We start from the raw sequence: 26,416 nt of genomic DNA on the forward strand, positions 1-26,416 counted from the left end.
GTATGTTACTTGAAATTTCGATAAAAAACTTTGCCATTATTGAGGCGATTTCCCTCAATTTTGAAAAGGGTATGACTGTTTTAACCGGGGAAACGGGTGCTGGAAAGTCTATTATTATCGACGCTATGAATCTCATGTTGGGGGCTCGTGCAACGACAGACGTTATTCGTCACGGTGCGCCAAAGGCAGAGATTGAGGGACTTTTTTCGGTTGAAAATAGTCGCCTTTTACAGGAACTTTTTGAAGAGCAAGGTTTGGAAATGGGTGATGAGATTATCATCCGCCGGGAAATTTTGCAAAATGGTCGTAGTGTTAGTCGCGTGAATGGTCAGATGGTCAATCTTTCTGTCTTGCGTGCTATTGGGCAACACCTTGTGGATATCCATGGTCAGCATGACCAAGAGGAGTTAATGCGTCCTCAACTGCACATCCAGATGTTGGATGAGTTTGGTGATGCTGCTTTCTTGGACTTGAAGGAGACCTATCAAACGAGCTTTGATGCCTATCGCAAAATGCGCAAGCAAGTTCTGGAAGTCAAGAAAAACCAGCAGGAACACAAGGCACGTATCGAAATGTTGGAATTTCAAATGGCAGAGATTGAGGCAGCAAACTTACAGGCTGGTGAAGACTTGGCTCTCAACCAAGAACGAGATAAACTCCTCAATCATAAAAATATTGCGGATACGCTGACCAATGCCTATAGCATGTTAGACAATGAGGAATTCTCCAGTCTTGCTAATGTCCGTTCAGCCATGAATGACATGGAAAGTATCGAAGAATATGACCCTGAATACCGTGAAATTTCAAGTTCTCTATCAGAAACCTACTATGTTTTAGAAGATATTACCAAGCGTTTGGAAGATATTATTGATGACTTGGATTTTGATGGCAATCGCCTCATGCAGGTCGAAAATCGCTTGGACCTTCTGAATACTATTACCCGCAAGTATGGTGGGACTGTAGACGATGTCTTGCTTTATTTTGCCAAGATTACGGATGAGTACAATCTCTTGACGGGAAATAACCTTTCTTCCGAAGACATGGAAGCAGAGCTCAAGAAATTGGAAGTTAATCTTGTTGATTTGGCAGGTCAGCTTGCATCTGCTCGCCATGACTTGGCCCAGCAGCTTGAAGCAGAGATTAAACAAGAACTTCAGGACCTCTATATGGAGAAGGCACAATTTCAGGTTCGCTTTAGCAAGGGAAAATTTAGTCGTGAGGGGAATGAAACAGTTGAGTTTTACATTTCTACTAACCCGGGTGAAGACTTTAAACCCTTGGTTAAAGTTGCGTCCGGTGGGGAATTATCCCGCCTCATGCTAGCTATTAAATCCGCCTTTTCTCGTAAAGAAGGCAAGACTAGTATTGTCTTTGATGAGGTGGATACGGGAGTTTCAGGTCGTGTAGCCCAAGCCATTGCTCAAAAGATTCATAAGATTGGCCAGCATGGTCAGGTTCTTGCTATTTCTCACCTTCCACAAGTGATTGCCATCGCGGATTATCAATTCTTTATTGAGAAGATTAGCGATGAGCACTCTACGGTGTCGACGGTTCGTCTCTTGACTTTAGAAGATCGAGTAGAGGAAGTCGCTAAAATGTTGGCTGGGGAAAATGTAACCGAAGCTGCCCTTACCCAAGCTAGAGAATTATTGCAAACGAGGGAGAAATAAATGACAGACTATTATGTAATTGGAGATGTCCATGGGAAAGCAGGTATGCTAGAAGACCTTCTCAAAACATGGGATGGTCACACCCAGTTGCTTTTTCTAGGGGATTTGATTGACCGAGGTGAAGATAGTCGCCGTGTTTTAGAAATGGTCAAGGACTTGGTGGACAATCAAGGGGCTATCTGTTTATCAGGAAACCATGAGTATATGTTTCTGACTTGGCTCGATGATCCAGAAGAAAGTTATGACCATTATCGTCGCAATGGTGGAGATACAACCATTAACTCTATCCTAGGTCGTCCCTTGGATGCACCAGTTGATGGCGTAGAAGATGCCAAACGTGTTGCGACAGAAGCGGCAGACTTGGTCGAATTTATTCGTCAAATGCCATTTGTGGTAGAGACAGACAAGTATATCTTTGTTCATGCGGGTATTGACTTGACCTTGGATGATTGGCATGAAACCACAGATTACAAGAAAGTCTGGCTCAGAAAGCCATTCCACGAAGCCGAAAATCATACTGGAAAAACCATTGTCTTTGGGCATACACCGGTTTATGGTTTGCTGAAGCAAGACCGAGGTACTGCTGAGCTTTGGATGACAGAAGATGGCAAGATTGGCATGGATGGAGGAGCTGTCTATGGCGGTGTCCTTCATGGAATCGTCTTTACAGACCAAGGAATGACAGAACACCACTTTATCGAAAATGATGGTTTTATTGCCGAAGATTAGTACTCCTAGCAGGGTATGGTCTTGTCAAAATGTTAAAAACAATTTATAATTAATAGATACCCTGAAAGGAAGAGCATCATGAACTTAGAAGAATTAAAAAAACGACAGGAGAAGATTCGAAACTTCTCTATTATCGCCCATATTGACCATGGGAAATCAACCCTAGCAGACCGCATTTTGGAAAAGACGGAGACGGTTTCTAGTCGTGAAATGCAAGCACAGCTTTTGGATAGTATGGATCTTGAGCGTGAACGTGGGATTACCATTAAACTCAATGCCATCGAGCTCAATTACACTGCAAAAGATGGAGAAACCTATATTTTCCACTTGATTGACACGCCAGGGCACGTGGACTTTACCTATGAAGTGTCACGTTCGTTAGCTGCCTGTGAAGGAGCGATTTTGGTGGTTGATGCTGCGCAAGGGATTGAAGCTCAAACACTTGCCAACGTTTATCTAGCCTTGGACAATGATTTGGAAATTCTGCCAGTCATTAACAAGATTGACCTACCAGCAGCCGATCCAGAGCGTGTGCGTACAGAGATTGAGGATGTTATCGGACTGGATGCCAGCGAAGCGGTCTTAGCTTCAGCCAAAGCTGGTATTGGTATTGAAGAGATTCTTGAGCAGATCGTTGAAAAAGTTCCAGCTCCAACTGGTGATGTTTCAGCTCCATTAAAAGCCTTAATTTTTGACTCAGTTTATGATGCTTATCGTGGGGTTATCCTCCAAGTGCGTGTTATGGACGGAGTGGTTAAACCTGGCGATAAGATTCAGCTCATGAGCAATGGCAAGACCTTTGATGTGACGGAGGTCGGTATTTTCACGCCGAAAGCAGTTGGTCGTGATTTTCTAGCGACAGGTGACGTTGGTTATATTGCGGCTTCTATCAAGACAGTTCAAGATACGCGCGTGGGTGATACAGTTACTCTAGCAAGCAATCCAGCAGCAGAACCGCTAGATGGATACAAGCAGATGAATCCTATGGTCTTTGCAGGACTTTACCCAATCGAGTCAAACAAGTACAATGACCTTCGTGAAGCCCTAGAAAAATTGCAACTCAATGATGCTAGCTTGCAGTTTGAACCAGAAACATCTCAGGCCCTTGGATTTGGTTTCCGTTGTGGATTCCTTGGACTTCTCCATATGGATGTTATCCAAGAGCGTTTGGAGCGTGAGTTCAACATTGACCTTATCATGACAGCTCCGTCTGTTATTTACAAGGTTAACCAAACTGACGGTGAGTCTATGGATGTGTCTAACCCCTCTGAATTTCCAGACCCAACCAAGATTGCGACTATTGAAGAGCCTTATGTTAAGGCGCAAATCATGGTACCACAGGAGTTTGTCGGGGCAGTAATGGAATTAGCTCAGCGCAAACGTGGGGACTTTGTAACCATGGACTATATTGATGATAATCGTGTCAATGTCATCTATCAAATTCCACTTGCCGAAATTGTCTTTGACTTTTTTGATAAACTCAAGTCTTCGACACGTGGTTATGCGAGCTTTGACTACGAATTGTCAGAGTATCGCCCATCTAAGCTAGTGAAAATGGATATCCTTCTCAATGGAGACAAGGTGGACGCCCTTAGCTTTATCGTTCACAAGGACTTTGCCTATGAACGTGGAAAACTCATCGTTGATAAGCTCAAGAAAATCATCCCTCGTCAACAGTTTGAGGTGCCAATTCAAGCAGCTATTGGACACAAGATTGTGGCTCGTACGGATATCAAGGCCCTTCGTAAGAACGTACTTGCCAAGTGTTATGGTGGTGACGTTTCTCGTAAACGCAAACTTCTTGAAAAACAAAAAGCTGGTAAGAAACGCATGAAAGCTATCGGATCAGTAGAAGTCCCACAAGAAGCCTTCCTTAGCGTCTTAAGTATGGATGAAGAATAGAAATATAAAATAAAACTCTTGAAGATTTTTCAAGAGTTTTTGCTTTAAATGATAGTGATAAAATTGGAAACTAACAGAATAGATTAGGTTAGAATTTGACAGAAGTCCTTATTTTTCTTATAATGCAGATGGAAAGGTGGTAGGATGAAAAAATTATTGATTTTAGGTACTGTAGTTACTGTTAGTGCTTTTTTAGCTTCATGCTCCAATAAGTCGCAAACAGCAACCGAAGAAAATTCGACTGCGGTTGTTAGTTCTTCTAGCAGTCAGGAAACAAGTAGCTCTAGTTCTGCTGTTTCTGAAGCGAAAAAGGAAGAGACGCAAATCATCGGCTCGAATGAGTATGGCTTTGTCAAGGTACCCAAATCATGGGTTCGATTCCATGAAGTAGAAGGTGGAAATGATATACAGTATTGTGATGGAACAGATATCAACATTGTTACGCTGAATACCTTCAAGGCTGAGCAGTTTAATATCAGCGAAGAAAAATATGCTAAACTGGATGTTGTGACTGTCTCATCTAGTATTTTAACTTCTAAAGAACAAAGCTCTGATTTCAGTAAGGTTTGGGGCTCAAAATCGACCATTGGAGGTTATGAAGCCTATGTTGTCAATGCAATTGCTAAGTCAGGGAAATACCTCGTTACCTGGGTTTTCCGATCAAATGATGGTAAAATCCGCTATGTTTCACTTGAAGGGGATGGGGAAACTTTAAAAACAATCTTACCGATGATTGAAAGTAGCTGGTCAAATACTAAAGCTAAAGCTGAATAAATGAAAAAAAGAAGATCCTTGGTCTTCTTTTTATTTTTTTTTACGAATAGATAGATGAGTAGAAAAAGAAATGGAGTTGTATATGAAGATCACAAACTATGAGATTTACAAATTGAGAAAAGCTGGTCTGACCAATCAACAGATTCTAACTGTTCTTGAATATGATGAGACTGTAGATCAGGAGCTCTTGCTAGGTGATATTGCAGAAATTTCAGGATGCCGTAATCCAGCGGTTTTTATGGAACGCTATTTCCAGATAGATGATGCACAGTTGGAGAAGGAGTTCCAGAAATTTCCCTCCTTTTCTATTCTTGATGACTGTTATCCTTGGGATCTGAGTGAGATTTATGATGCTCCAGTGCTCTTGTTTTATAAAGGAAATCTAGACTTGTTGAAGTTTCCGAAGGTTGCTGTTGTAGGGAGTCGTTCATGTTCTAGTCAGGGAGCAAAGTCGGTCCAGAAAGTCATTCAAGGTTTGGAAAACGAGTTAATTGTGGTCAGTGGTTTAGCCAAAGGGATTGATACGGCTGCCCATATGGCTGCACTCCAGAATGGAGGAAGAACGATTGCAGTGATTGGAACAGGATTGGATGTTTTCTATCCCCGCGCCAATAAACGTTTGCAGGAACACATTGGCAATCACCATTTGGTACTTAGCGAGTACGGTACAGGTGAAGAACCCTTGAAATTTCACTTTCCAGCTCGTAATCGAATCATAGCAGGACTATGTCGAGGAGTCATTGTAGCAGAGGCAAGAATGCGTTCTGGTAGTCTCATTACCTGTGAGCGAGCTATGGAGGAAGGTCGTGATGTCTTTGCTATTCCAGGAAACATTTTAGATGGCCATTCAGATGGCTGTCACCACCTAATCCAAGAGGGGGCAAAACTGATTGCCAGCGGGCAAGATGTGCTGGCTGAGTTTGAATTTTAAGGAGAAATTGTTCCCTCAGATAAACTTTTCTTCTATATATAGTAGCTAAGTCTTGACAGTTATGGCAAAATGGTTTACACTTTATAAAGTTTATTACTTTGAAAAGGTGTGATAGTGTGGCTACGGCAACAAAGAAGAAAAAATCAACAGTTAAAAAAAATCTAGTCATCGTGGAGTCGCCTGCTAAGGCGAAAACGATTGAGAAATATCTAGGCAGAAACTACAAGGTTCTAGCCAGTGTCGGGCATATCCGTGATTTGAAAAAATCCAGTATGTCGGTCGACATTGAAAATAACTATGAACCGCAGTATATCAATATCCGAGGAAAAGGTCCTCTCATTAATGACTTGAAAAAAGAAGCCAAAAAGGCCAATAAAGTCTTTCTGGCGAGTGACCCGGACCGTGAAGGAGAAGCAATTTCCTGGCACTTGGCTCACATTCTCAACTTGGACGAGAATGATGCCAACCGTGTAGTCTTTAATGAAATTACTAAGGACGCTGTAAAAAATGCTTTTAAAGAACCTCGCAAGATTGATATGGACTTGGTCGACGCCCAACAAGCTCGTCGAGTCTTAGACCGCTTGGTAGGCTATTCGATTTCGCCTATTTTGTGGAAAAAGGTCAAGAAGGGCTTATCAGCAGGACGCGTGCAGTCGGTTGCACTTAAGCTTATCATTGACCGTGAAAATGAAATCAATGCCTTCCAACCGGAAGAATACTGGACAATTGATGGTGTCTTTAAGAAGGGTACCAAGCAATTTCAGGCTTCTTTCTATGGTATGAATGGCAAAAAGATGAAATTGACCACCAACGAAGAAGTCAAAGAAGTCTTGTCTCATTTGACTAGTAAAGATTTCACAGTAGACCAGGTAGATAAGAAAGAACGCAAACGCAATGCGCCCCTACCGTATACGACTTCAACCATGCAGATGGATGCTGCTAACAAAATCAATTTCCGTACTCGAAAGACTATGATGGTAGCCCAACAGCTCTATGAAGGGATCAATATCGGATCAGGCGTGCAAGGTTTGATTACCTATATGCGTACAGACTCGACTCGTATCAGTCCTGTGGCTCAGAACGAAGCGGCAAGCTACATTAACGACCGTTTTGGTAGCAAGTATTCCAAGCATGGTAGCAGGGTCAAGAATGCATCAGGTGCTCAAGATGCTCACGAAGCCATTCGTCCATCTAGTGTCTTTAACACACCTGAAAGCATCGCTAAGTACTTGGACAAAGACCAGCTTAAGCTCTATACCCTTATCTGGAACCGTTTTGTGGCCAGCCAGATGACAGGCGCTATCTTTGATACCATGGCTGTTAAGCTCTCTCAAAATGGGGTTCAGTTTGCGGCAAATGGAAGCCAAGTTAAATTTGATGGGTATCTTGCTATCTACAATGACTCTGACAAGAACAAGATGTTGCCAGATATGGCTGTTGGAGATGTGGTCAAGCAAGTCAATAGCAAGCCAGAGCAACATTTTACCCAACCACCTGCTCGCTATTCTGAAGCGACCCTTATCAAGACCTTGGAGGAAAATGGAGTTGGACGTCCGTCAACCTACGCTCCGACAATTGAAACCATCCAAAAACGCTACTATGTTCGTCTGGCAGCTAAACGCTTTGAACCAACAGAGTTGGGAGAAATTGTTAATAAACTCATTGTTGAATATTTCCCAGATATCGTAAATGTGACCTTCACAGCTGAGATGGAAGGAAAACTGGATGATGTCGAAGTTGGAAAAGAGCAGTGGCAACGTGTCATTGATGAATTTTATAAACCATTCTCTAAAGAGGTAGCCAAGGCTGAATCCGAAATGGAAAAAATCCAGATCAAGGATGAGCCAGCTGGATTTGACTGTGAAGTTTGTGGCAGTCCGATGGTGATTAAGCTCGGTCGTTTTGGTAAATTCTATGCTTGTAGTAATTTCCCAGACTGCCGTCACACACAAGCAATTGTCAAAGAGATTGGAGTCGAGTGTCCAAGCTGTCATCAAGGACAAATCATCGAACGCAAAACCAAGCGCAATCGTATCTTCTATGGTTGCAATCGTTACCCAGAATGTGAGTTTACTTCCTGGGACAAACCAATTGGCCGTGACTGTCCAAAATGCGGACACTTCCTTGTGGAGAAAAAAGTCCGTGGTGGTGGTAAGCAGGTTGTATGTAGTAATGGCGACTACGAAGAAGAGAAAATTAAATAAAATGCAGAGTCCTGAAAATGAATTTCAGGCTCTTTTTACTTGAAGCTTGACAAATTTCCCCCTTGTGTGCGAAACTAGAGGGAGAGTAATTTATCTAGGAGAAATCATGCGTATCATTTATCTCTGTATTGGCTTTATTTCACTGGCTTTAGCTGTTATTGGAGTTGTCCTACCACTTTTGCCAACAACACCCTTTCTTTTGTTAGCTATCGCTTGCTTTTCAAAATCTTCTAAGCGTTTTGAAGACTGGCTTTATCATACAAAGCTTTATCAGACCTATGTAGCGGACTTTCGCGAGACCAAGTCTATTGCGCGAGAACGAAAGAAAAAAATAATCGTATCTATCTATATCTTGATGGGAATTTCTATTTATTTTGCTCCTCTTTTGCCAGTCAAAATCGGTCTGGGAGCCTTGACTATCTTTATCACCTACTATCTCTTTAAAGTCATTCCTGACAAAGAATAGATAAAAATAGTAGTTATTTGCCTTGATAAAAATGAAAGTATATTTAAAATAATATGATATAATAAATTCAAAGAAAACATCAAGGAGAATCAAATGATTTACGAATTTTGTGCTGAAAATGTGACCTTGCTTGAAAAAGCGATGCAGGCTGGAGCTCGTCGAATCGAACTTTGTGACAATCTAGCAGTAGGAGGAACAACGCCAAGTTATGGAGTGACCAAGGCGGCGGTTGAACTGGCAGCTAACTACGACACCACCATCATGACTATGATTCGTCCTCGTGGTGGCGACTTTGTCTATACTGATCTTGAAATAGCGATCATGCTAGAAGACATTCGTTTGACTGCACAGGCTGGAAGTCAAGGGGTTGTATTTGGGACATTAACTGCTGATAAAAAGTTAGATAAGCCTAATCTTGAGAAGCTGATTGCTGCATCTAAAGGAATGGAAATTGTCTTTCACATGGCCTTTGATGAATTGAGTGATGAAGACCAGTTGGAAGCCATTGACTGGCTCAGCCAAGTTGGTGTTACCCGTATCCTAACTCGTGCTGGTGTGTCTGGAGACTCGCTAGAAAAACGTTTTGCTCACTATCACAGAATTTTGGAACATGCAGCTGGTAAAATTGAAATTCTACCAGGTGGGGGGATTGACTTGGACAACCGTCAAACCTTTATCGAACAGCTGGGCGTGACACAATTGCATGGAACTAAGGTTGTCTTTTAAAAAATAGAAAGGAACTGCTAGCTTTGGGTAGCAGTTTTCACTTATGTTTGAAATTTTTAAATCCTATCAGTTTAATCAAGAAAAAGCCAGTGCCTACGGTTTTATAGAAAACGAGGGAGTCTGGACCTACAGTTCCCAGATTTTGCAGGGTGACTTTTTCATGACAGTCTCCATCACTACTGATAATGTGAGTTTTCAGGTCTTTGATCAAGAGACGGGTGACCTCTATCCTCAAGTACATATGGAAAGTATGAGGGGAAGTTTTGTCGGAAGTGTCCGTGAGGCTTGTTTGGAGATTCTTTACCAGATTCGGAAGGCTTGCTTTGATGTGCAGGATTTTATCTGTCCTCAGACTAAGCGTATCATGGCTCAAGTTCAGGAAAAGTATGGTAATCAATTGGAGTATTTGTGGGAAAAGTCTCCTGATACTGCTGTATTACGCCATGAAGGTAATCAAAAATGGTATGCTGTTTTGATGAGAATCCCATGGGATAAGCTGGAAAAGGGAAGAGAAGGGTTAGTTGAAGCAGTCAACCTCAAACACGACCAAGTAGCTGACTTGCTTTCACAAAAGGGGATTTACCCAGCCTTTCATATGAACAAACGCTACTGGCTTAGTCTGACACTTGATGATAGTTTGCAAGATGAAGAAGTGATAGAACTCATCGAAAGAAGTTGGAACTTGACTGTAAAAAAATAAAGAAAGTTACTTGAGTTTTCAAATACTTTCAATTAGCAAAATATTCTTTACTGAAGAAATTTTCAGAAAATAATGGATTTTTTATTGACAAGTGTTTTTAGCTATGCTAAAATACTAAACAAGATATCAAACGAAGGAGAAAGTCAAACATGAAAACAGCTAAGTTTAATCAATTTGCTTTGTTGTTGAGGTACTCGGGCTAGTGCAAAAGCATTAGTCCTGTTTGGCTTACCAAGCGGGAGTAAATCAACATCTCGCTTGGGTTTCCGAGCGAGATGTTTTTTTAAAACCATATTTGGAAAAGGGGAAATCTTATGCGAACAGTTGAATTTCTAGATACCAGCCTTCGAGATGGAGAGCAGACACCTGGCGTTAACTTTTCAATCAAGGAAAAAATTGCCATTGCAAGGCAGCTGGAGAAGTGGGGCATTTCAGCCATCGAAGCTGGTTTTCCAGCTGCTAGTCCAGACTCATTTAAGGCAGTGCAGGAGATTGCTAAAGTCTTGAAGAAAACGGCGGTAACTGGTCTAGCACGCTCTGTCAAGTCTGATATTGATGCTTGTTACGAGGCGCTTAAGGATGCCAAGTATCCACAGGTTCATGTCTTTATCGCTACTAGTCCGATTCACCGCAAGTATAAGCTCAATAAGAGCAAGGAAGAGATTTTAGAAGCTATTAAGGAGCATGTTTCTTATGCACGTTCTAAGTTTGAAATCGTCGAATTTTCTCCTGAAGATGCGACTAGAACAGAGTTGGACTTTCTCCTACAAGTCGTTCAAACAGCGGTCGATGCTGGTGCGTCTTATATCAATATCCCTGACACGGTTGGATTCATCACGCCAGAAGAGTACGGAGCTATCTTCAAATACTTGATTGAGAATATCAAGACGGATCGTCAGATTATCTATTCACCTCACTGTCATGATGACCTCGGAATGGCAGTGGCTAACAGCCTTGCTGCTGTCAAGAACGGTGCAAGACGTGTTGAAGGGACTATCAATGGTATTGGGGAGCGAGCTGGGAATGCTGCTTTGGAAGAAATAGCAGTGGCCCTCAATATTCGCCAAGATTACTACCAAGCAGAGACCAGTATTGTCCTAAATGAAACCATTAATACGTCAGAAATGGTTTCTCGCTTCTCTGGTATTCCAGTTCCTAAAAACAAGGCTGTCGTTGGTGGTAATGCCTTCTCTCACGAGTCTGGTATTCACCAAGATGGAGTTCTTAAAAATCCTCTTACCTATGAAATCATTACACCTGAATTGGTCGGTGTCAAGAGTAACAGTCTTCCGCTTGGAAAATTGTCAGGTCGCCATGCCTTTGTTGAAAAACTAAGAGAATTGGCCCTAGATTTTACAGAAGAGGATATCAAACCACTCTTCGCTAAGTTCAAGGCACTAGCGGACAAGAAACAAGAAATCACAGATGCAGATATTCGAGCTCTGGTAGCTGGAACCATGATTGAAAATCCAGAAGGCTTCCACTTTGATGATTTGCAACTTCAAACCCATGCAGATAATGAAATTGAAGCGCTCGTTAGCCTAGCAAATATGGATGGTGAGAAAGTCGAATTCAATGCGACAGGGCAAGGTTCCGTTGAAGCGATCTTTAACGCTATCGATAAGTTCTTTAACCAATCTGTCCGCTTGGTATCCTACACTATTGATGCGGTAACAGATGGAATCGATGCCCAAGCTCGGGTTTTGGTCACTGTTGAAAACAGAGATACAGAGACCATCTTTAACGCAGCAGGTCTTGATTTCGATGTACTAAAAGCTTCGGCGATTGCTTATATCAATGCCAATACCTTTGTTCAAAAAGAGAATGCTGGTGAGATGGGGCACAGCGTTTCCTACCGAGACATGCCTAGTGTGTAAAGGAGAAGGCTATGACAAAGAAAATAGTAGCTCTAGCAGGGGATGGAATCGGTCCAGAAATCATGGAAGCTGGTTTAGCGGTTCTGGAGGCTCTAGCTTCAAAAACAGGTTTTGACTATGAGATTGATAGGCGACCTTTTGGAGGTGCAGGTATTGATGCTGTGGGGCATCCCTTACCTGATGAAACCCTCAAGGCATGTAGAGAAGCAGATGCTATTCTCCTTGCGGCTATCGGTAGTCCCCAGTATGATGGGGCAGCGATTCGGCCTGAACAAGGCTTGCTGGCTCTTCGGAAGGAACTCAATCTCTATGCCAATATTCGCCCCGTAAAAATCTTTGACAGTCTCAAGCATTTGTCACCACTCAAACAGGAACGAATTGCTGGTGTAGACTTTGTCGTGGTGCGTGAGTTGACAGGTGGGATTTACTTTGGAGATCATATCCTTGAAGAGCGAAAAGCGCGTGATATCAACGACTATAGCTATGAAGAAGTAGAGCGGATTATTCGTAAGGCATTTGAAATTGCAAGCAATCGCAGAAAAATCGTTACTAGTATCGATAAGCAAAATGTTCTAGCGACTTCAAAACTCTGGCGGAGAGTAGCTGAGGAAGTCGCTCAGGATTTCCCAGATGTAACCTTGGAACACCAGTTGGTGGACTCAGCTGCCATGCTCATGATTACCAATCCTGCTAAGTTTGATGTCATCGTGACGGAGAATCTCTTCGGGGATATTCTATCAGATGAATCAAGCGTTCTATCTGGCACACTTGGAGTCATGCCATCAGCTAGTCATTCTGAAAAGGGACCAAGTCTTTATGAGCCTATTCACGGTTCAGCGCCTGATATTGCTGGTCAAGGGATTGCCAATCCTATTTCAATGATTTTGTCAGTTGCCATGATGTTGAGAGATAGCTTTGGACGTTATGAGGATGCGGAGCGTATCGAACATGCTGTAGAAGCCAGTTTGGCAGCAGGAATTTTAACGATAGATATAGGAGGACAGGCTTCGACCAAGGAAATGACGGAAGCCATCATTGAAAGATTATGAAGATAAATGAAAGAATCACGCTTGCCCTCTTGATTTGGAATTTGCTGATTTTCTTGATTTATGGCATTGACAAATCCAAGGCAAGGAGAGGTGCTTGGCGCATCCCAGAGAAAATTCTCTTGACTATAGCACTTGTCTGTGGTGGTTTTGGTGCTTGGATAGCAGGAATGACCTTTCACCACAAGACTCGAAAATGTTATTTTAAAACAGTTTGGTTTCTCGGGATGGTAACCACACTAGTAGCCTTATATTTTATTTGGAGGTAATGGATGGCAGGAAAATCGATTTTTGATAAACTATGGGACCGTCATGTCATCACAGGAGAAGAGGGGCAGCCCCAACTCATGTATGTGGATCAACACTATATCCACGAGGTGACCAGTCCTCAGGCTTTTCAAGGATTGCGAGATGCAGGTCGCAGATTGAGACGGCCAGACTTAACATTTGGAACCTTTGACCACAATGTCCCGACGGTCAATATCTATGATATTCGAGATGTGATTTCTAAAGCGCAAATTGACAAACTAGCTGAAAATGTTGAGGAGTTTGGGATTGAACATGCGGCCCACGGTTCTGAAAAGCAGGGGATTGTTCACATGGTAGGTCCAGAAACAGGACGGACGCAACCAGGAAAATTCATTGTCTGTGGAGACAGCCATACGGCTACTCACGGAGCTTTCGGAGCCATCGCCTTTGGGATTGGGACCAGTGAAGTCGAGCATGTCTTCGCTACCCAGACCCTCTGGCAAGTCAAACCCAAGAAAATGCTGGTAGAATTCACTGGTGTTCCTCAAAAAGGAGTTTATTCTAAGGATTACATTCTCGCCTTGATTGCCAAGTATGGCGTTGCTTGTGGTGTAGGCTATGTGGTGGAATATCGTGGGCAAGCGATTGATGCTTTGACCATGGAAGAGAGAATGACTATCTGCAATATGTCCATCGAGTTTGGTTCTAAGATGGGAATTATGAATCCAGATCAGACTACCTATGACTATCTCAAGGGACGGGAATGTGTTCCAGAAGCTTTCGAAGAGGCAGTTGCTGACTGGAAGACGCTTGTCAGTGATAGTGATGCTGTTTATGATAAGGTTATCCAGATGGATGTCTCTGACTTGGCACCTATGGTGACCTGGGGAACTAATCCTGCTATGGGGGTTGACTTTGATAGTAGCTTCCCAGAAATTAAGGATATGAATGATGAGCGAGCCTACAATTACATGAATTTGGAACCAGGTCAAAAGCCAGCAGATATTGAACTAGGTTATATCTTTATCGGGTCTTGTACCAATGCTCGTCTCAGCGACTTGCAACTGGCTGCGCGATTTGTCAAAGGGAAGAAAATTGCTCCCAACTTAACAGCAATAGTAGTGCCAGGCTCTCGTCCTGTGAAACGAGCCGCTGAGAAGTTGGGCTTGGACAAGGTCTTTTTGGATGCTGGTTTTGAGTGGCGAGACCCAGGTTGCTCCATGTGTCTAGGGATGAATCCCGACAAGGTACCTGATGGCGTCCATTGTGCTTCAACCAGTAACCGCAACTTTGAAGATAGACAGGGATTTGGCGCTAAGACCCATCTTTGCAGTCCAGCTATGGCAGCTGCAGCGGCTATCGCAGGGCGCTTCGTAGATGTTCGGAAAATGCCAGAGGCCCAGTAAGGAGAGGATATGGAGAAATTTACAGTTTATACGGGAACGACCGTTCCTCTTATGAATGATAACATTGATACTGACCAAATCCTTCCCAAGCAGTTTCTCAAGTTAATTGATAAGAAAGGCTTTGGTAAGTATCTCATGTATGCTTGGCGTTATCTGGACGATAACTACACTGAGGATCCAGACTTTGTCTTTAACCGACCTGAATACCGCAAAGCCAGTATTCTCATCTCAGGGGATAACTTTGGCGCAGGTTCTTCCAGAGAACACGCAGCTTGGGCTCTAGCTGACTATGGGATTAAAGTCGTGATTGCAGGGTCTTTCGGGGACATTCATTACAATAATGAACTCAATAATGGTATGTTGCCCATCGTTCAGCCTAGGAAGGTTAGAGAAAAGCTAGCCCAACTCAAACCGACCGATCAGGTAACTGTAGACTTGGAACAACAAAAAATCATCTCACCAGTTGGAGAATTCACTTTCGAAATCGATAGCGAGTGGAAACACAAGCTCTTAAATGGTTTGGATGATATCGGCATTACTTTGCAGTATGAAGACTTGATTGCTGCCTATGAAAAACAACGTCCAGCCTACTGGCAGGATTAGAAAAATAGAAAAGGAAATAGAACTATGACAAAACACATTCAATGGAACGGAACACTTTCTCAAGAAGGCTATGACATTTTAAAAGGTGAGGGCGGATGTATCGTTTGCCCCACAAAAGTTGGTTACATTATCATGACTAGCGATAAGGCAGGTCTTGAACGCAAATTTGAAGCTAAAGAGCGTAACCGTAACAAACCAGGTGTTGTACTTTGTGGTAGCATGGACGAGCTACGCGCTTTAGCACAACTCAACCCAGAAATTGAGGCCTTCTACCAAAAACATTGGGACGAAGACATTCTCCTAGGTTGTATCCTTCCTTGGAAACCAGAAGCTTTTGAAAAACTTAAAGCATACGGTGATGGCCGTGAAGAACTCATGACAGACGTTCGTGGTACAAGCTGTTTTGTCATCAAGTTTGGTAAAGCTGGTGAACAGTTGGCTGCTAAACTTTGGGAAGAAGGTAAAATGGTCTATGCCTCATCAGCAAACCCATCTGGTAAAGGAAACCGAGGTAAGGTGGAAGGCATCGGAGAACGTATCGAAGGAGCAGTGGACCTTGTCATCGAAGCAGACGACTATGTGGCATCTATCCAACCGGACAAAACGATTGAAACTCGCTACGAGCAAGGTGTGATGGTCTCTATGGTTGATAAAGATGGTAAACTCATCCCAGAACAAGGAGGAGCCCGTTCAATCTCGCCAGCACCAGTCGTTATCCGTAAAGGGCTTGACATTGATAAAATCATGATGCATTTGTCAGATACCTTTAACTCATGGGACTACCGTCAGGGTGAGTATTATTAAGATTAGAGAAGAGGAGAGAATCTAATCTCTCTTTTTTCTCTTTCTATTTCCGAAGCAAAAACCGAACTATATAATTTGATTATTACAAATATTTGACAAAAACTGTACTTTGGTTTATAATAAATCAAGGAAGCGCGGGAAAAGGCGTAGAGATGCGCAAGCATAGGTAGGTCATTATAAAAGAAACGAGACATCAATATGTTAAATGAATTTCCAATTTTTGATTACGAAGATATTCAGTTGATCCCTAATAAATGTGTGATTAAAAGCCGTTCAGAAGCGGATACAAGTATTACGTTTGGAAAACACACTTTTAAACTACCTGTTGTGCCAGCAAATATGCAGACGATTTTGGATGAGAACGTAGCAGAACAACTGGCTAAAGGTGGCTACTTCTACATTATGCATCGTTTTGATGAGGCTGGGCGCATTCCTTTTATCAAACGCATGCACGATCAAGGACTCATTGCTTCTATTTCAGTCGGTGTCAAGGATTACGAGTATGATTTTGTTAGCCAACTCAAGGCTGATGCTCCTGAGTATATCACGATTGACATTGCTCATGGTCATGCGGATAGCGTGATTTCTATGATTCAACACATCAAGAAAGAATTACCAGACACTTTTGTCATTGCTGGAAATGTGGGAACGCCAGAAGCTGTGCGTGAATTGGAAAATGCTGGAGCGGATGCTACTAAGGTTGGAATTGGTCCTGGTAAGGTCTGTATCACCAAGGTCAAGACTGGTTTTGGTACAGGTGGTTGGCAGTTGGCTGCCCTACGCTGGTGTGCCAAGGCTGCGCGTAAACCGATTATCGCTGATGGTGGGATTCGTACTCATGGTGATATTGCCAAGTCTATCCGTTTCGGTGCTAGCATGGTCATGATTGGTTCCCTTTTTGCAGGACATATCGAAAGCCCAGGAAAAACGATTGAAGTTGACGGTGAACAATTCAAAGAATACTATGGTTCAGCTTCTCAATACCAAAAAGGAGCATATAAAAACGTGGAAGGAAAACGCATCTTACTTCCTGCCAAAGGACACTTGCAAGACACCCTTACTGAGATGGAGCAGGATCTGCAAAGTGCCATTTCCTACGCAGGTGGACGAAAGGTTGCCGACCTCAAGCACGTTGATTATGTGATCGTGAAAAACTCTATCTGGAATGGGGATGCTTCCCACTAAGACGGGCTATACGGCTAGAAAAAAACTTGTTATTAGAGCAAATTTTTGTTATAATGGAACAAGTTTCCACCCTTAGTGTAATGGATATCACGTAAGATTCCGGTTCTTGAGATGGGGGTTCGATTCCCTCAGGGTGGATGTAAACAGCCTAAAAAAGCCTTATTTAAAGGCTTTTTTCTTTATACTGCCCCTAAAATTGAAAATTGCCTTCTAAAAAATGCTCAATTCCCCTCTAGTCCCGTTTTAAAGTGACTCAGGGGGCTTTTTTTGATATAATAAAAGAGACTGTTATCAGTTAGAAAGAGGTTGGTATGAAAGAATTACAAACTGTACTAAAGAAGCGTTTTGCAATCGAATTTGCAGACAAGAATTTATTGGAAACGGCTTTTACTCATACGAGTTATGCCAATGAGCACCGCCTCTTAAAAATTTCACACAATGAGCGCTTGGAATTTTTAGGAGACGCTGTTCTGCAATTATTGATTTCAGAATATCTGTATAAAAAATATCCTAAGAAACCAGAGGGAGATTTGTCCAAACTCCGTGCTATGATTGTCCGTGAGGAGAGTTTGGCTGGTTTTGCGCGTGATTGCCAGTTTGATCAGTTTATCAAGCTAGGAAAAGGGGAAGAAAAGTCTGGTGGTCGCAATCGTGACACCATTCTTGGAGATGCCTTTGAAGCCTTTTTGGGAGCGTTGCTTTTAGACAAGGATGTTGCTAGGGTAAAAGAGTTTATCTATCAGGTCATGATTCCCAAGGTTGAAGCAGGTGACTTTGAAATGATTAAGGATTACAAGACACACTTGCAAGAACTGCTCCAAGTCAATGGAGATGTGGATATTCGCTACCAGGTGACCTCTGAGACGGGGCCTGCCCATGATAAGGTTTTTGATGTAGAAGTTCTGGTGGAGGGCAAGAGTATAGGAAAAGGCCAAGGTCGTTCTAAAAAATTAGCAGAGCAGGAAGCCGCGAAAAATGCAGTGGAGAAAGGGCTGGATTCATGTATTTAAAGGAAATTGAGATCCAGGGATTCAAGTCCTTTGCTGATAAGACCAAAGTCGTCTTTGACCAAGGTGTGACGGCAGTTGTTGGGCCAAATGGTTCTGGGAAGTCAAATATCACAGAAAGTCTGCGATGGGCCTTGGGTGAATCTAGTGTCAAAAGCCTTCGTGGTGGTAAGATGCCCGACGTTATCTTTGCTGGAACTGAAAGTCGTAAGCCGCTCAATTATGCCTCTGTTATCGTGACCTTGGACAATGAAGATGGCTTTATCAAGGATGCAGGGCAAGTCATTAAGGTAGAACGCCATATCTATCGTAGTGGTGATAGCGAGTATCGAATTGATGGTAAGAAAGTCCGTCTGCGTGATGTACATGACCTTTTCTTGGATACAGGTCTGGGACGGGATTCTTTCTCTATTATTTCCCAAGGGAAGGTTGAGGAGATTTTTAATTCCAAGCCTGAAGAACGTCGAGCTATTTTTGAAGAAGCAGCTGGAGTTTTAAAGTACAAAACTCGTAGAAAAGAAACAGAGAGCAAACTGCAACAAACTCAGGACAATCTAGACCGCTTAGAGGACATTATCTATGAGTTGGACAATCAAATCAAGCCCCTTGCAAAACAAGCCGAGAATGCTCGTAAGTTTCTCGACTTGGATGGCCAACGCAAGGCAATTTACTTGGATGTACTGGTTGCCCAAATCAAGGAAAACAAGGCTGAACTAGAGCTGGCAGAAGAAGAACTAACTCAGGTTCAGGAACTTTTGACTAGCTATTACCAAAAGCGTCAAGAGTTAGAGGAGGAAAATCAAACTCTTAAAAAGAAACGCCAAGATCTCCAAGCTCAAATGTCCAAAGACCAAGGAAGCTTAATGGATTTGACTAGTTTGATCAGTGATTTAGAGCGAAAATTAGCCCTTTCAAAACTGGAGTCCGAGCAGGTAGCCCTCAATCAACAAGAAGCACAAGCCCGTTTGGCGATTTTGGAAGATAAGAGGAAGACTCTAAGTAAAGAAAAATCTGAAAAAGAAGCAAATCTGGCACAGTTAGAGGAAAGTCTAGCTGAAAATAACAAGGAACTCAATCGTTTAGAAGCAGAATTGCTAGCTTTTTCAGATGATCCTGACCAGATGATCGAGCTCTTGCGCGAACGCTTTGTCGCTCTTTTACAAGAAGAAGCGGATGTCTCAAACCAACTGACCCGCATCGAGAATGAACTAGAGAACAGCCGTCAGTTATCTCAAAAACAAGCAGATCAAGTTGAGAAACTGAAAGAACAATTGGCTACAGCTAAAGAGAAAGCAAGTCAGCAAAAGTCTGATCTTGAAACTGCCAAGGAGCAGGTTCAGAAATTATTGGCTGACTACCAAGCTAGTGCTAAGGAGCAAGAGGAGCAGAAAGTTTCTTACCAAGCCCAGCAGAGCCAACTCTTTGACCGTCTGGACAGTCTCAAAAACAAGCAGGCTAGAGCCCAAAGTTTGGAAAACATCCTAAGAAATCATAGTAATTTTTATGCGGGTGTTAAGAGTGTTCTCCAAGAAAAAGACCGTCTTGGTGGGATCATTGGTGCAGTTAGTGAGCATCTGACCTTTGATGTGCATTTTCAAACTGCCTTGGAGATTGCACTTGGAGCTAGCAGTCAACATATCATCGTAGAAGATGAAAACGCAGCAACTAAGGCTATTGATTTCCTAAAACGTAACAGAGCTGGTCGTGCGACCTTTCTTCCATTGACGACTATCAAGGCTCGTACGATTTCTAGTCAGAATCAAGACGCTATCGCTGCAAGTCCAGGATTTCTGGGTATGGCAGATGAGTTGGTGTCGTTTGATAAGAGACTAGAAGCCATTTTCAAAAACTTGCTTGCTACAACGGCTATCTTTGATACTGTAGAACATGCGCGTGCAGCTGCTCGTCAAGTTCGTTACCAGGTTCGCATGGTGACACTAGATGGGACAGAGTTGCGTACAGGTGGTTCCTACGCGGGTGGTGCCAATCGTCAAAACAACAGTATTTTCATCAAGCCAGAGCTGGAGCAATTACAAAAAGAAATTGCTAAAGAAGAAGCTGACTTGCGTTCAGAAGAAGCGAGTTTGAAGACCTTGCAAGATGAGATGGCGGTATTGGCAGAAAGATTAGAAGCTATCAAATCTCAGGGTGAGCAAGCTCGTATTCAGGAGCAAGGCTTGTACCTTGCTTATCAACAAACCAATCAGCAGGTTGAAGAACTGGAAACGCTCTGGAAACTTCAAGAAGAGGAATTAAATCGCCTATCTGAAGGTGATTGGCAAGCGGACAAGAAAAAATGCCAAGAGCGCCTCGCTACTATCGCCAGTGAAAAGCAAAATTTGGAAGCTGAGATTGAAGAGATTAAGTCTAACAAAAACGCTATTCAAGAACGTTATCAAAACTTGCAGGAACAAGTAGCGCAAGCACGCTTGCTTAAGTCAGAACTGCAAGGACAAAAGCGGTACGAAGTTACTGATATTGAACGCTTAGGTAAGGAATTGGATAATCTGGATATCGATCAAGAGGAGATTCAGCGTCTCCTCCAAGAAAAGGTTGATAATCTTGAGAAGGTTGATACGGATCTGCTAAGTCAGCAGGCGGAAGAGGCCAAAACTCAGAAAACAAACCTCCAACAAGGTCTGATTCGCAAGCAGTTTGAGTTGGATGATATCGAGGGTCAACTGGATGATATTGCCAGCCATTTGGATCAGGCTCGCCAGCAGAACGAAGAGTGGATTCGCAAACAAACACGTGCTGAAGCTAAGAAGGAAAAGGTCAGCGAACGCTTGCGCTATCTACAAGCTCAATTAACTGACCAATACCAGATCAGCTACACTGAGGCTCTAGAAAAAGCACATGAGTTGGAAAATCTCAATCTGGCAGAGCAAGAGGTTAAAGATCTTGAGAAAGCTATTCGCTTGCTGGGTCCTGTCAACTTAGACGCTATTGAACAGTACGAAGAAGTCCACAATCGTTTGGATTTCCTAAATAGCCAACGAGATGATATTTTGTCTGCGAAAAACCTACTCCTTGAGACCATCACAGAGATGAATGATGAGGTTAAGGAACGCTTCAAATCAACCTTTGAGGCTATTCGTGAGTCCTTTAAAGTGACCTTTAGACAGATGTTTGGCGGTGGTCAGGCAGACTTGATATTGACTGAGGGCGATCTTTTAACAGCTGGTGTGGAGATTTCTGTCCAACCACCAGGTAAGAAAATCCAATCTCTCAAACTCATGAGTGGTGGTGAAAAAGCCCTATCTGCTCTGGCTCTGCTCTTCTCAATCATCCGAGTTAAGACCATTCCTTTTGTTATCTTGGACGAGGTAGAGGCGGCGCTGGACGAAGCCAATGTCAAACGTTTTGGGGACTATCTCAATCGCTTTGACAAGGATAGTCAGTTTATCGTCGTGACCCACCGTAAGGGGACGATGGCGGCAGCGGATTCTATCTATGGAGTTACCATGCAAGAATCAGGTGTGTCTAAGATTGTTTCGGTTAAGTTAAAAGATTTGGAAGAAACAATAGACTAGTTACCAAACGATAGCATCTCTTAGGAGGTGCTATTTTTTAAAACTAAAGTGCTAAATTTTCTCTTAAGGTCAGTTCAGGCGCAAAAAACGACATTTGGGATTTCCTCTTAGCGAAAAGACTTTCTCTATGATATAATAGTTTCATGATTACAACAGTACCTATTAAGAACGAAAAAGATATTGCAGTACCAGAGAAAACAGTCCTTGTACTAGGTTATTTTGATGGCATCCACAAGGGGCATCAGAAACTCTTTGAAGTAGCCAGTAAGGCTTCGATGAAAGACTATCTGCCAGTTGTCGTGATGACCTTTACAGAGTCGCCAAAACTTGCCTTACAACCTTATCAACCTGAGCTCATGCTTCACATCGTCAATCACGAGGAACGGGAGCACAAGATGAAGTGGCACGGAGTAGAGGCTCTCTTCTTACTTGACTTTAGTAGCAAATTTGCTAGTTTAACGGGTCAAGAATTCTTTGATACTTATGTTAGAGCTTTAAAACCAGCCATTATCGTAGCGGGATTTGATTACACGTTTGGTTCAGATAAGAAAACTGCGGATGACCTGAAGGATTATTTTGATGGAGAGATTATCATTGTTCCTCCGGTCGAGGACGAAAAGGGCAAGATCAGTTCCACACGGATTCGCCAAGCTATTCTTGATGGAGATGTCAGGGAAGTCAATCATCTTCTCGGCACTCCGCTCCCATCTCGTGGCATGGTCGTTCATGGAAATGCTCGTGGGCGGACTATCGGTTATCCAACAGCCAATTTGGTCCTCAGAGATCGAACCTATATGCCAGCAGACGGTGTTTACGTAGTCGAAGTCGAGGTGCAACGTCAAAAATATCGTGGCATGGCGAGCGTTGGCAAAAATGTCACCTTTGATGGCGAAGAACCACGTTTTGAAGTTAATATTTTTGACTTTTCAGATGATATTTACGGTGAGACAGTCATGGTCTACTGGCTGGACCGTGTCCGTGATATGGTCAAATTTGACTCCATCGAAGAGCTCGTAGACCAACTCCAGAAAGACGAAGAGATTGCTCGAAACTGGAAGGATGGAGAGTAGAAAAGTTTAAAAAAGTGAACCATATTTTGTGTTTGCTTTTTTATTTTTGAAAGAAATTTTTATAGCGAGAAACATAATTGAAGCTTAATTGAAAATCTGTTAAAATAGTGATATTCATAACTTTAAAACCAAAGAAAAGAGACTAGTATGATTACAGGCGAATTAAAAAATAAAATTGATCAGCTGTGGGAAATGCTGTGGACTGAAGGAAATGCAAATCCTCTAACAAATATTGAACAATTGACTTATCTTCTATTTATGAAGGATTTGGATAGTGTCGAGCTTGGACGCGAAAGCGATGCTGAGTTTCTAGGAATTTCTTATGAGGGAATTTTTCCAAAAGACAAACCTGAATACCGTTGGTCGACTTTTAAAAATATGGGAGATGCTCAGGAAGTCTATCGTTTAATGACACAGGAGATTTTTCCATTTATGAAGAATCTTAAGGGTGATACTGATGATACAGCTTTTTCACGTTATATGCGTGAAGCTATCTTTCAAATAAATAAACCTGCTACGCTCCAAAAGGTGATTTCTATATTAGATGAATTTCCAACCAGAGACTCAGGTATAGACTTTGATAGTGACACACAGGGGATTAATGATATTGGCGACATCTATGAATATCTGCTATCAAAATTGTCAACCGCAGGTAAAAATGGACAATTTCGTACACCTCGTCACATCATCGATATGATGGTTGAGTTGATGCAACCAACTATCAAGGATATTATTTCAGATCCTGCTATGGGGTCTGCGGGTTTCTTAGTATCTGCTAGCCGTTACTTAAAGCGTAAAAAAGATGAATGGGAAACCAATCCAGATAATATCAACCATTTTCATAACATTATGTTTCATGGGAATGATACGGATACAACTATGCTTAGACTTGGTGCAATGAACATGATGCTACATGGAGTGGAAAATCCACAAATTAGTTATCTTGACTCACTATCTCAAGATAATGAAGAAGCAGATAAGTACACTCTAGTTTTAGCAAATCCTCCATTTAAAGGGTCACTTGACTACGATTCAACTTCAAATGATCTTCTTGCGACTGTAAAAACAAAAAAAACAGAATTACTTTTCCTTGCTCTTTTCTTGCGTACATTGAAACCAGGGGGACGTGCAGCGGTTATCGTACCTGACGGTGTCCTCTTTGGTTCTTCTAAAGCCCATAAAGGAATTCGTCAGGAAATTGTAGAGAATCATAAATTGGATGCTGTAATATCAATGCCAAGTGGCGTTTTCAAACCTTATGCTGGAGTTTCAACTGCCATTCTCATCTTTACAAAAACTGGAAATGGTGGAACGGATAAGGTCTGGTTTTACGATATGAAAGCAGATGGTTTAAGTTTGGATGATAAACGACAACCGATCAGTGACAATGATATTCCAGATATTATTCAACGTTTCCATCAACTTGAAAAAGAAGCAGAACGTAAGAGAACAGACCAGTCTTTCTTTGTTCCAGTCGATGAGATAAAGGATAATGATTATGATTTATCGATCAATAAATACAAAGAAATCGAGTATGAAAAAGTTGAATATGAGACAACAGAAGTCATCTTAAAGAAAATCAATGATCTAGAAAAAGAAATTCAAGCTGGCTTAGCAGAGTTAGAAGAGTTACTCAAGTAGGGAGATACATGTATGAAAAAAGTGAAGTTGGGGGAAGTAGCTACTTTTATTAATGGATATGCTTTTAAACCTCAAGATTGGTCATCTGAAGGAAAAGAGATTATCAGAATACAGAATTTGACTAAAACTTCAAAAGATATAAATTATTATTCGGGTACGATTGATAAAAAATACATTATTGAAGATGGAGACATTCTTATTTCTTGGTCGGGTACATTAGGGGTTTTTCAGTGGTGTGGAAAATCCGCAGTGTTAAATCAGCACATTTTTAAAGTTGTTTTCGATAAGATGGATATCGATAAATCATATTTCAAATATGTTGTTGAAAAAGGTTTGCAAGATGCTATAAAACATACTCATGGTTCCACAATGAAACATTTAACTAAAAAATATTTCGATAATATTATGGTTTCATATACAAATTTGAGAGAGCAACAAAGAATTGCAAGTGAACTGGATTTGTTAAGCAAGCTGATTTTAAGGAGACAAGAACAACTTGAAGAGTTTAATATACTTGTAAAATCCCGATTTAACGAGATGTTTGGGGATCCTATAAATAATGACAAGAAATTTGCAGTGAAAACGGGACAGCAGTGTTTTAAATTTTCAAGTGGAAAATTTCTTGATAAAAATGATAGAGTTTTTGAAGGTTACCCTGCCTATGGTGGAAATGGTATTGCTTGGAAAAGTCGAAATTATTTAATTGATAATCCAACTATTATCATTGGTCGTGTAGGTGCATATTGTGGTAATGTAAGAACTACTCACGGTAAGGTATGGATAAGTGACAATGCTATATATATAAAAGAGTTTAAAAATTTAGATTTTAACCTTATATTTTTATTAGAATTAATGAAAGTAATTGATTTTAGTAGATTCGCTGATTTCTCAGGTCAACCAAAGATAACTCAAAAACCATTAGAAAAACAGAGATATATCCTCCCCCCTCTTTCCCTCCAAAACGAATTTGCAGACTTTGTAGCTCAGGTCGACAAATCACAATTGGCAATTCAAAAATCTCTGGAAGAATTGGAAACCTTGAAAAAATCACTTATGCAGGAATATTTCGGTTAAGATCTGAGATGAAATAGCAGTTTTACACTATCGTTGTAATTACCGTAATTATTTGTTATAATACTTCAAAGGAGGAAATCAGATGGTCGTAAAAACAAGAAAACAAGGAAATTCAATCACCATTACCATTCCTAGTGAATTCAATATTCCAAGTGGTGTAAAATACGAAGCGAAATTGTTACCAAGTGGCGAAATTATCTTTACTCCTGAAGAATTGGATCATCAGGTTTCTTATGTTTCTGATGATGCCTTTGACTTAAAATTGGATACAATTTTTGATGAATACGACGATGTTTTCAAAGCTTTGGTGGAAAAATGACGGTCTATCTATCAGAAAAGCAAATTGAAAAAATCAATTCTTTAGCAATTCAACGGTATTCTCCAAATGAGCAAATTCAAACAGTTAGTCCTTCAGCGTTAAATATGATTGTGAACTTACCAGAACAATTTGTTTTTGGCAAGCCTCTTTATCCAACAATTTTTGATAAAGCAACAATATTATTTGTCCAATTGATAAAGAAGCATGTCTTTGCCAACGCCAATAAACGAACAGCTTTCTTTGTTTTGGTGAAGTTCTTACAATTAAATGGTTATCACTTTACTGTTTCCGTGGAAGAAGCGGTTGATATGTGCGTGACTATAGCGGTAGAAGCTTTAACTGATGAAAAAATGATAAGCTACTCTAAATGGGTTTCTCAACATTCTGTCAGAGAAAAAATAAGCTAGTATGTTGGATTTGAATGAGTATTAGAAAATAAACAGACAATATTAGAATTCTGAAATGCAGAAACTGATATTGTCTCTTTTTATTGATGAGTA

At 41.6% G+C, this 26,416-nt stretch carries 23 protein-coding genes and 1 tRNA gene; all 24 read left to right on the plus strand.

The annotated features are described in order from the left end of the window. The first annotated feature begins 2 nt into the window (after nucleotides 1–2). The 24 genes from recN (at nucleotide 3) to B7725_RS05565 (ending at nucleotide 26,323) form a co-directional block, all read left to right on the plus strand. Nucleotides 3–1,670 (plus strand): DNA repair protein RecN, encoded by a 1,668-nt coding sequence (gene recN, locus B7725_RS05450; protein ID WP_084875002.1) that lies wholly within the window; start codon nucleotides 3–5, stop codon nucleotides 1,668–1,670. Further along, a complete protein-coding gene (locus tag B7725_RS05455) occupies nucleotides 1,671–2,399 on the plus strand; it encodes a metallophosphoesterase family protein (protein ID WP_000133320.1) in 729 nt (242 codons plus the stop codon). Nucleotides 2,400–2,477: 78 nt separating this feature from the next. Next, nucleotides 2,478–4,301, plus strand: a complete 1,824-nt coding sequence (lepA, locus tag B7725_RS05460; RefSeq protein WP_049505907.1) for a translation elongation factor 4 — start codon at nucleotides 2,478–2,480, stop codon at nucleotides 4,299–4,301. A 144-nt stretch (nucleotides 4,302–4,445) separates the two neighbouring features. Next, entirely contained in the window at nucleotides 4,446–5,075 is a 630-nt protein-coding gene (locus B7725_RS05465; RefSeq protein WP_084875004.1) for a hypothetical protein, read from the plus strand. An 82-nt stretch (nucleotides 5,076–5,157) separates the two neighbouring features. Next, a complete protein-coding gene (gene dprA / locus B7725_RS05470) occupies nucleotides 5,158–6,006 on the plus strand; it encodes a DNA-processing protein DprA (RefSeq protein ID WP_084875006.1) in 849 nt (282 codons plus the stop codon). Between the two features lie 116 nt (nucleotides 6,007–6,122). Next, nucleotides 6,123–8,210: a type I DNA topoisomerase gene (gene topA / locus B7725_RS05475; protein ID WP_045617272.1), complete on the plus strand. Its 2,088-nt coding sequence runs from the start codon at nucleotides 6,123–6,125 to the stop codon at nucleotides 8,208–8,210. 106 nt (nucleotides 8,211–8,316) lie between these two features. Then, nucleotides 8,317–8,676 (plus strand): YbaN family protein, encoded by a 360-nt coding sequence (locus tag B7725_RS05480; RefSeq protein ID WP_001220350.1) that lies wholly within the window; start codon nucleotides 8,317–8,319, stop codon nucleotides 8,674–8,676. A 93-nt stretch (nucleotides 8,677–8,769) separates the two neighbouring features. Further along, on the plus strand, nucleotides 8,770–9,402 hold the full coding sequence (locus tag B7725_RS05485) for a copper homeostasis protein CutC (protein ID WP_084875008.1): 633 nt from the start codon (nucleotides 8,770–8,772) through the stop codon (nucleotides 9,400–9,402). A 43-nt stretch (nucleotides 9,403–9,445) separates the two neighbouring features. Beyond that, nucleotides 9,446–10,102 carry an MmcQ/YjbR family DNA-binding protein gene (locus tag B7725_RS05490; protein ID WP_084875010.1) on the plus strand — a complete coding sequence of 219 codons (657 nt, stop codon included), beginning with the start codon at nucleotides 9,446–9,448 and terminating at the stop codon, nucleotides 10,100–10,102. 314 nt (nucleotides 10,103–10,416) lie between these two features. Next, nucleotides 10,417–11,979, plus strand: a complete 1,563-nt coding sequence (locus B7725_RS05495) for a 2-isopropylmalate synthase (protein WP_084875012.1) — start codon at nucleotides 10,417–10,419, stop codon at nucleotides 11,977–11,979. An 11-nt stretch (nucleotides 11,980–11,990) separates the two neighbouring features. Further along, on the plus strand, nucleotides 11,991–13,028 hold the full coding sequence (gene leuB, locus B7725_RS05500; RefSeq protein ID WP_084875013.1) for a 3-isopropylmalate dehydrogenase: 1,038 nt from the start codon (nucleotides 11,991–11,993) through the stop codon (nucleotides 13,026–13,028). Next, nucleotides 13,025–13,294: a DUF1294 domain-containing protein gene (locus B7725_RS05505; protein ID WP_084875014.1), complete on the plus strand. Its 270-nt coding sequence runs from the start codon at nucleotides 13,025–13,027 to the stop codon at nucleotides 13,292–13,294. Before leuB ends, B7725_RS05505 begins: the two co-directional genes overlap by 4 nt. Nucleotides 13,295–13,297: 3 nt before the next feature. Continuing rightward, nucleotides 13,298–14,680, plus strand: coding sequence for a 3-isopropylmalate dehydratase large subunit (gene leuC / locus B7725_RS05510; RefSeq protein ID WP_084875016.1), 1,383 nt, complete (start codon nucleotides 13,298–13,300; stop codon nucleotides 14,678–14,680). Between the two features lie 9 nt (nucleotides 14,681–14,689). After that, complete coding sequence (gene leuD, locus B7725_RS05515; protein WP_084875017.1) at nucleotides 14,690–15,283, plus strand: 3-isopropylmalate dehydratase small subunit; 594 nt, start codon at nucleotides 14,690–14,692, stop codon at nucleotides 15,281–15,283. A gap of 24 nt (nucleotides 15,284–15,307) precedes the next feature. Then, nucleotides 15,308–16,087, plus strand: coding sequence for an L-threonylcarbamoyladenylate synthase (locus B7725_RS05520; protein ID WP_000160503.1), 780 nt, complete (start codon nucleotides 15,308–15,310; stop codon nucleotides 16,085–16,087). Between the two features lie 198 nt (nucleotides 16,088–16,285). Further along, complete coding sequence (locus B7725_RS05525) at nucleotides 16,286–17,272, plus strand: GMP reductase (protein ID WP_000931191.1); 987 nt, start codon at nucleotides 16,286–16,288, stop codon at nucleotides 17,270–17,272. A 66-nt stretch (nucleotides 17,273–17,338) separates the two neighbouring features. After that, a tRNA-Arg gene (locus tag B7725_RS05530) sits at nucleotides 17,339–17,410 on the plus strand. Nucleotides 17,411–17,583: 173 nt separating this feature from the next. After that, the gene (gene rnc, locus B7725_RS05535; RefSeq protein ID WP_000661472.1) at nucleotides 17,584–18,282 is read left to right on the plus strand and encodes a ribonuclease III; all 699 of its coding nucleotides are present in this window, start codon (nucleotides 17,584–17,586) and stop codon (nucleotides 18,280–18,282) included. Then, nucleotides 18,273–21,812 (plus strand): chromosome segregation protein SMC, encoded by a 3,540-nt coding sequence (gene smc / locus B7725_RS05540; RefSeq protein WP_084875019.1) that lies wholly within the window; start codon nucleotides 18,273–18,275, stop codon nucleotides 21,810–21,812. Before rnc ends, smc begins: the two co-directional genes overlap by 10 nt. A 143-nt stretch (nucleotides 21,813–21,955) precedes the next feature. Then, nucleotides 21,956–22,882 carry a bifunctional riboflavin kinase/FAD synthetase gene (locus B7725_RS05545; RefSeq protein WP_000633636.1) on the plus strand — a complete coding sequence of 309 codons (927 nt, stop codon included), beginning with the start codon at nucleotides 21,956–21,958 and terminating at the stop codon, nucleotides 22,880–22,882. 147 nt (nucleotides 22,883–23,029) lie between these two features. Next, nucleotides 23,030–24,523: a type I restriction-modification system subunit M gene (locus B7725_RS05550; protein WP_084875020.1), complete on the plus strand. Its 1,494-nt coding sequence runs from the start codon at nucleotides 23,030–23,032 to the stop codon at nucleotides 24,521–24,523. 12 nt (nucleotides 24,524–24,535) lie between these two features. Beyond that, nucleotides 24,536–25,597, plus strand: coding sequence for a restriction endonuclease subunit S (locus B7725_RS05555; RefSeq protein ID WP_084875022.1), 1,062 nt, complete (start codon nucleotides 24,536–24,538; stop codon nucleotides 25,595–25,597). 82 nt (nucleotides 25,598–25,679) lie between these two features. Beyond that, entirely contained in the window at nucleotides 25,680–25,916 is a 237-nt protein-coding gene (locus B7725_RS05560; RefSeq protein ID WP_000260599.1) for an AbrB family transcriptional regulator, read from the plus strand. Continuing rightward, nucleotides 25,913–26,323 carry a type II toxin-antitoxin system death-on-curing family toxin gene (locus B7725_RS05565; protein WP_084875023.1) on the plus strand — a complete coding sequence of 137 codons (411 nt, stop codon included), beginning with the start codon at nucleotides 25,913–25,915 and terminating at the stop codon, nucleotides 26,321–26,323. Before B7725_RS05560 ends, B7725_RS05565 begins: the two co-directional genes overlap by 4 nt. The last annotated feature ends 93 nt before the right edge of the window (nucleotides 26,324–26,416 follow it).

The sequence above is a fragment of the Streptococcus oralis subsp. tigurinus genome (assembly GCF_002096275.1).
In the GTDB taxonomy this organism is placed as follows: Bacteria; Bacillota; Bacilli; order Lactobacillales; family Streptococcaceae; genus Streptococcus; species Streptococcus oralis_CN.

Bases quoted from the DNA above. Each gene is read 5' to 3' on its own strand.
- B7725_RS05455 (WP_000133320.1), top strand. From the start codon at position 1,671: ATGACAGACTATTATGTAATTGGAGATGTCCATGGGAAAGCAGGTATG.
- B7725_RS05495 (WP_084875012.1), top strand. From the start codon at position 10,417: ATGCGAACAGTTGAATTTCTAGATACCAGCCTTCGAGATGGAGAGCAG.
- B7725_RS05505 (WP_084875014.1), top strand. From the start codon at position 13,025: ATGAAGATAAATGAAAGAATCACGCTTGCCCTCTTGATTTGGAATTTG.
- leuB (WP_084875013.1), top strand. From the start codon at position 11,991: ATGACAAAGAAAATAGTAGCTCTAGCAGGGGATGGAATCGGTCCAGAA.
- B7725_RS05555 (WP_084875022.1), top strand. From the start codon at position 24,536: ATGAAAAAAGTGAAGTTGGGGGAAGTAGCTACTTTTATTAATGGATAT.
- recN (WP_084875002.1), top strand. From the start codon at position 3: ATGTTACTTGAAATTTCGATAAAAAACTTTGCCATTATTGAGGCGATT.
- B7725_RS05565 (WP_084875023.1), top strand. From the start codon at position 25,913: ATGACGGTCTATCTATCAGAAAAGCAAATTGAAAAAATCAATTCTTTA.
- B7725_RS05480 (WP_001220350.1), top strand. From the start codon at position 8,317: ATGCGTATCATTTATCTCTGTATTGGCTTTATTTCACTGGCTTTAGCT.
- B7725_RS05490 (WP_084875010.1), top strand. From the start codon at position 9,446: ATGTTTGAAATTTTTAAATCCTATCAGTTTAATCAAGAAAAAGCCAGT.
- B7725_RS05465 (WP_084875004.1), top strand. From the start codon at position 4,446: ATGAAAAAATTATTGATTTTAGGTACTGTAGTTACTGTTAGTGCTTTT.
- B7725_RS05545 (WP_000633636.1), top strand. From the start codon at position 21,956: ATGATTACAACAGTACCTATTAAGAACGAAAAAGATATTGCAGTACCA.
- rnc (WP_000661472.1), top strand. From the start codon at position 17,584: ATGAAAGAATTACAAACTGTACTAAAGAAGCGTTTTGCAATCGAATTT.
- dprA (WP_084875006.1), top strand. From the start codon at position 5,158: ATGAAGATCACAAACTATGAGATTTACAAATTGAGAAAAGCTGGTCTG.
- B7725_RS05485 (WP_084875008.1), top strand. From the start codon at position 8,770: ATGATTTACGAATTTTGTGCTGAAAATGTGACCTTGCTTGAAAAAGCG.
- B7725_RS05525 (WP_000931191.1), top strand. From the start codon at position 16,286: ATGTTAAATGAATTTCCAATTTTTGATTACGAAGATATTCAGTTGATC.
- B7725_RS05520 (WP_000160503.1), top strand. From the start codon at position 15,308: ATGACAAAACACATTCAATGGAACGGAACACTTTCTCAAGAAGGCTAT.
- B7725_RS05560 (WP_000260599.1), top strand. From the start codon at position 25,680: ATGGTCGTAAAAACAAGAAAACAAGGAAATTCAATCACCATTACCATT.
- leuC (WP_084875016.1), top strand. From the start codon at position 13,298: ATGGCAGGAAAATCGATTTTTGATAAACTATGGGACCGTCATGTCATC.
- leuD (WP_084875017.1), top strand. From the start codon at position 14,690: ATGGAGAAATTTACAGTTTATACGGGAACGACCGTTCCTCTTATGAAT.
- smc (WP_084875019.1), top strand. From the start codon at position 18,273: ATGTATTTAAAGGAAATTGAGATCCAGGGATTCAAGTCCTTTGCTGAT.
- lepA (WP_049505907.1), top strand. From the start codon at position 2,478: ATGAACTTAGAAGAATTAAAAAAACGACAGGAGAAGATTCGAAACTTC.
- B7725_RS05550 (WP_084875020.1), top strand. From the start codon at position 23,030: ATGATTACAGGCGAATTAAAAAATAAAATTGATCAGCTGTGGGAAATG.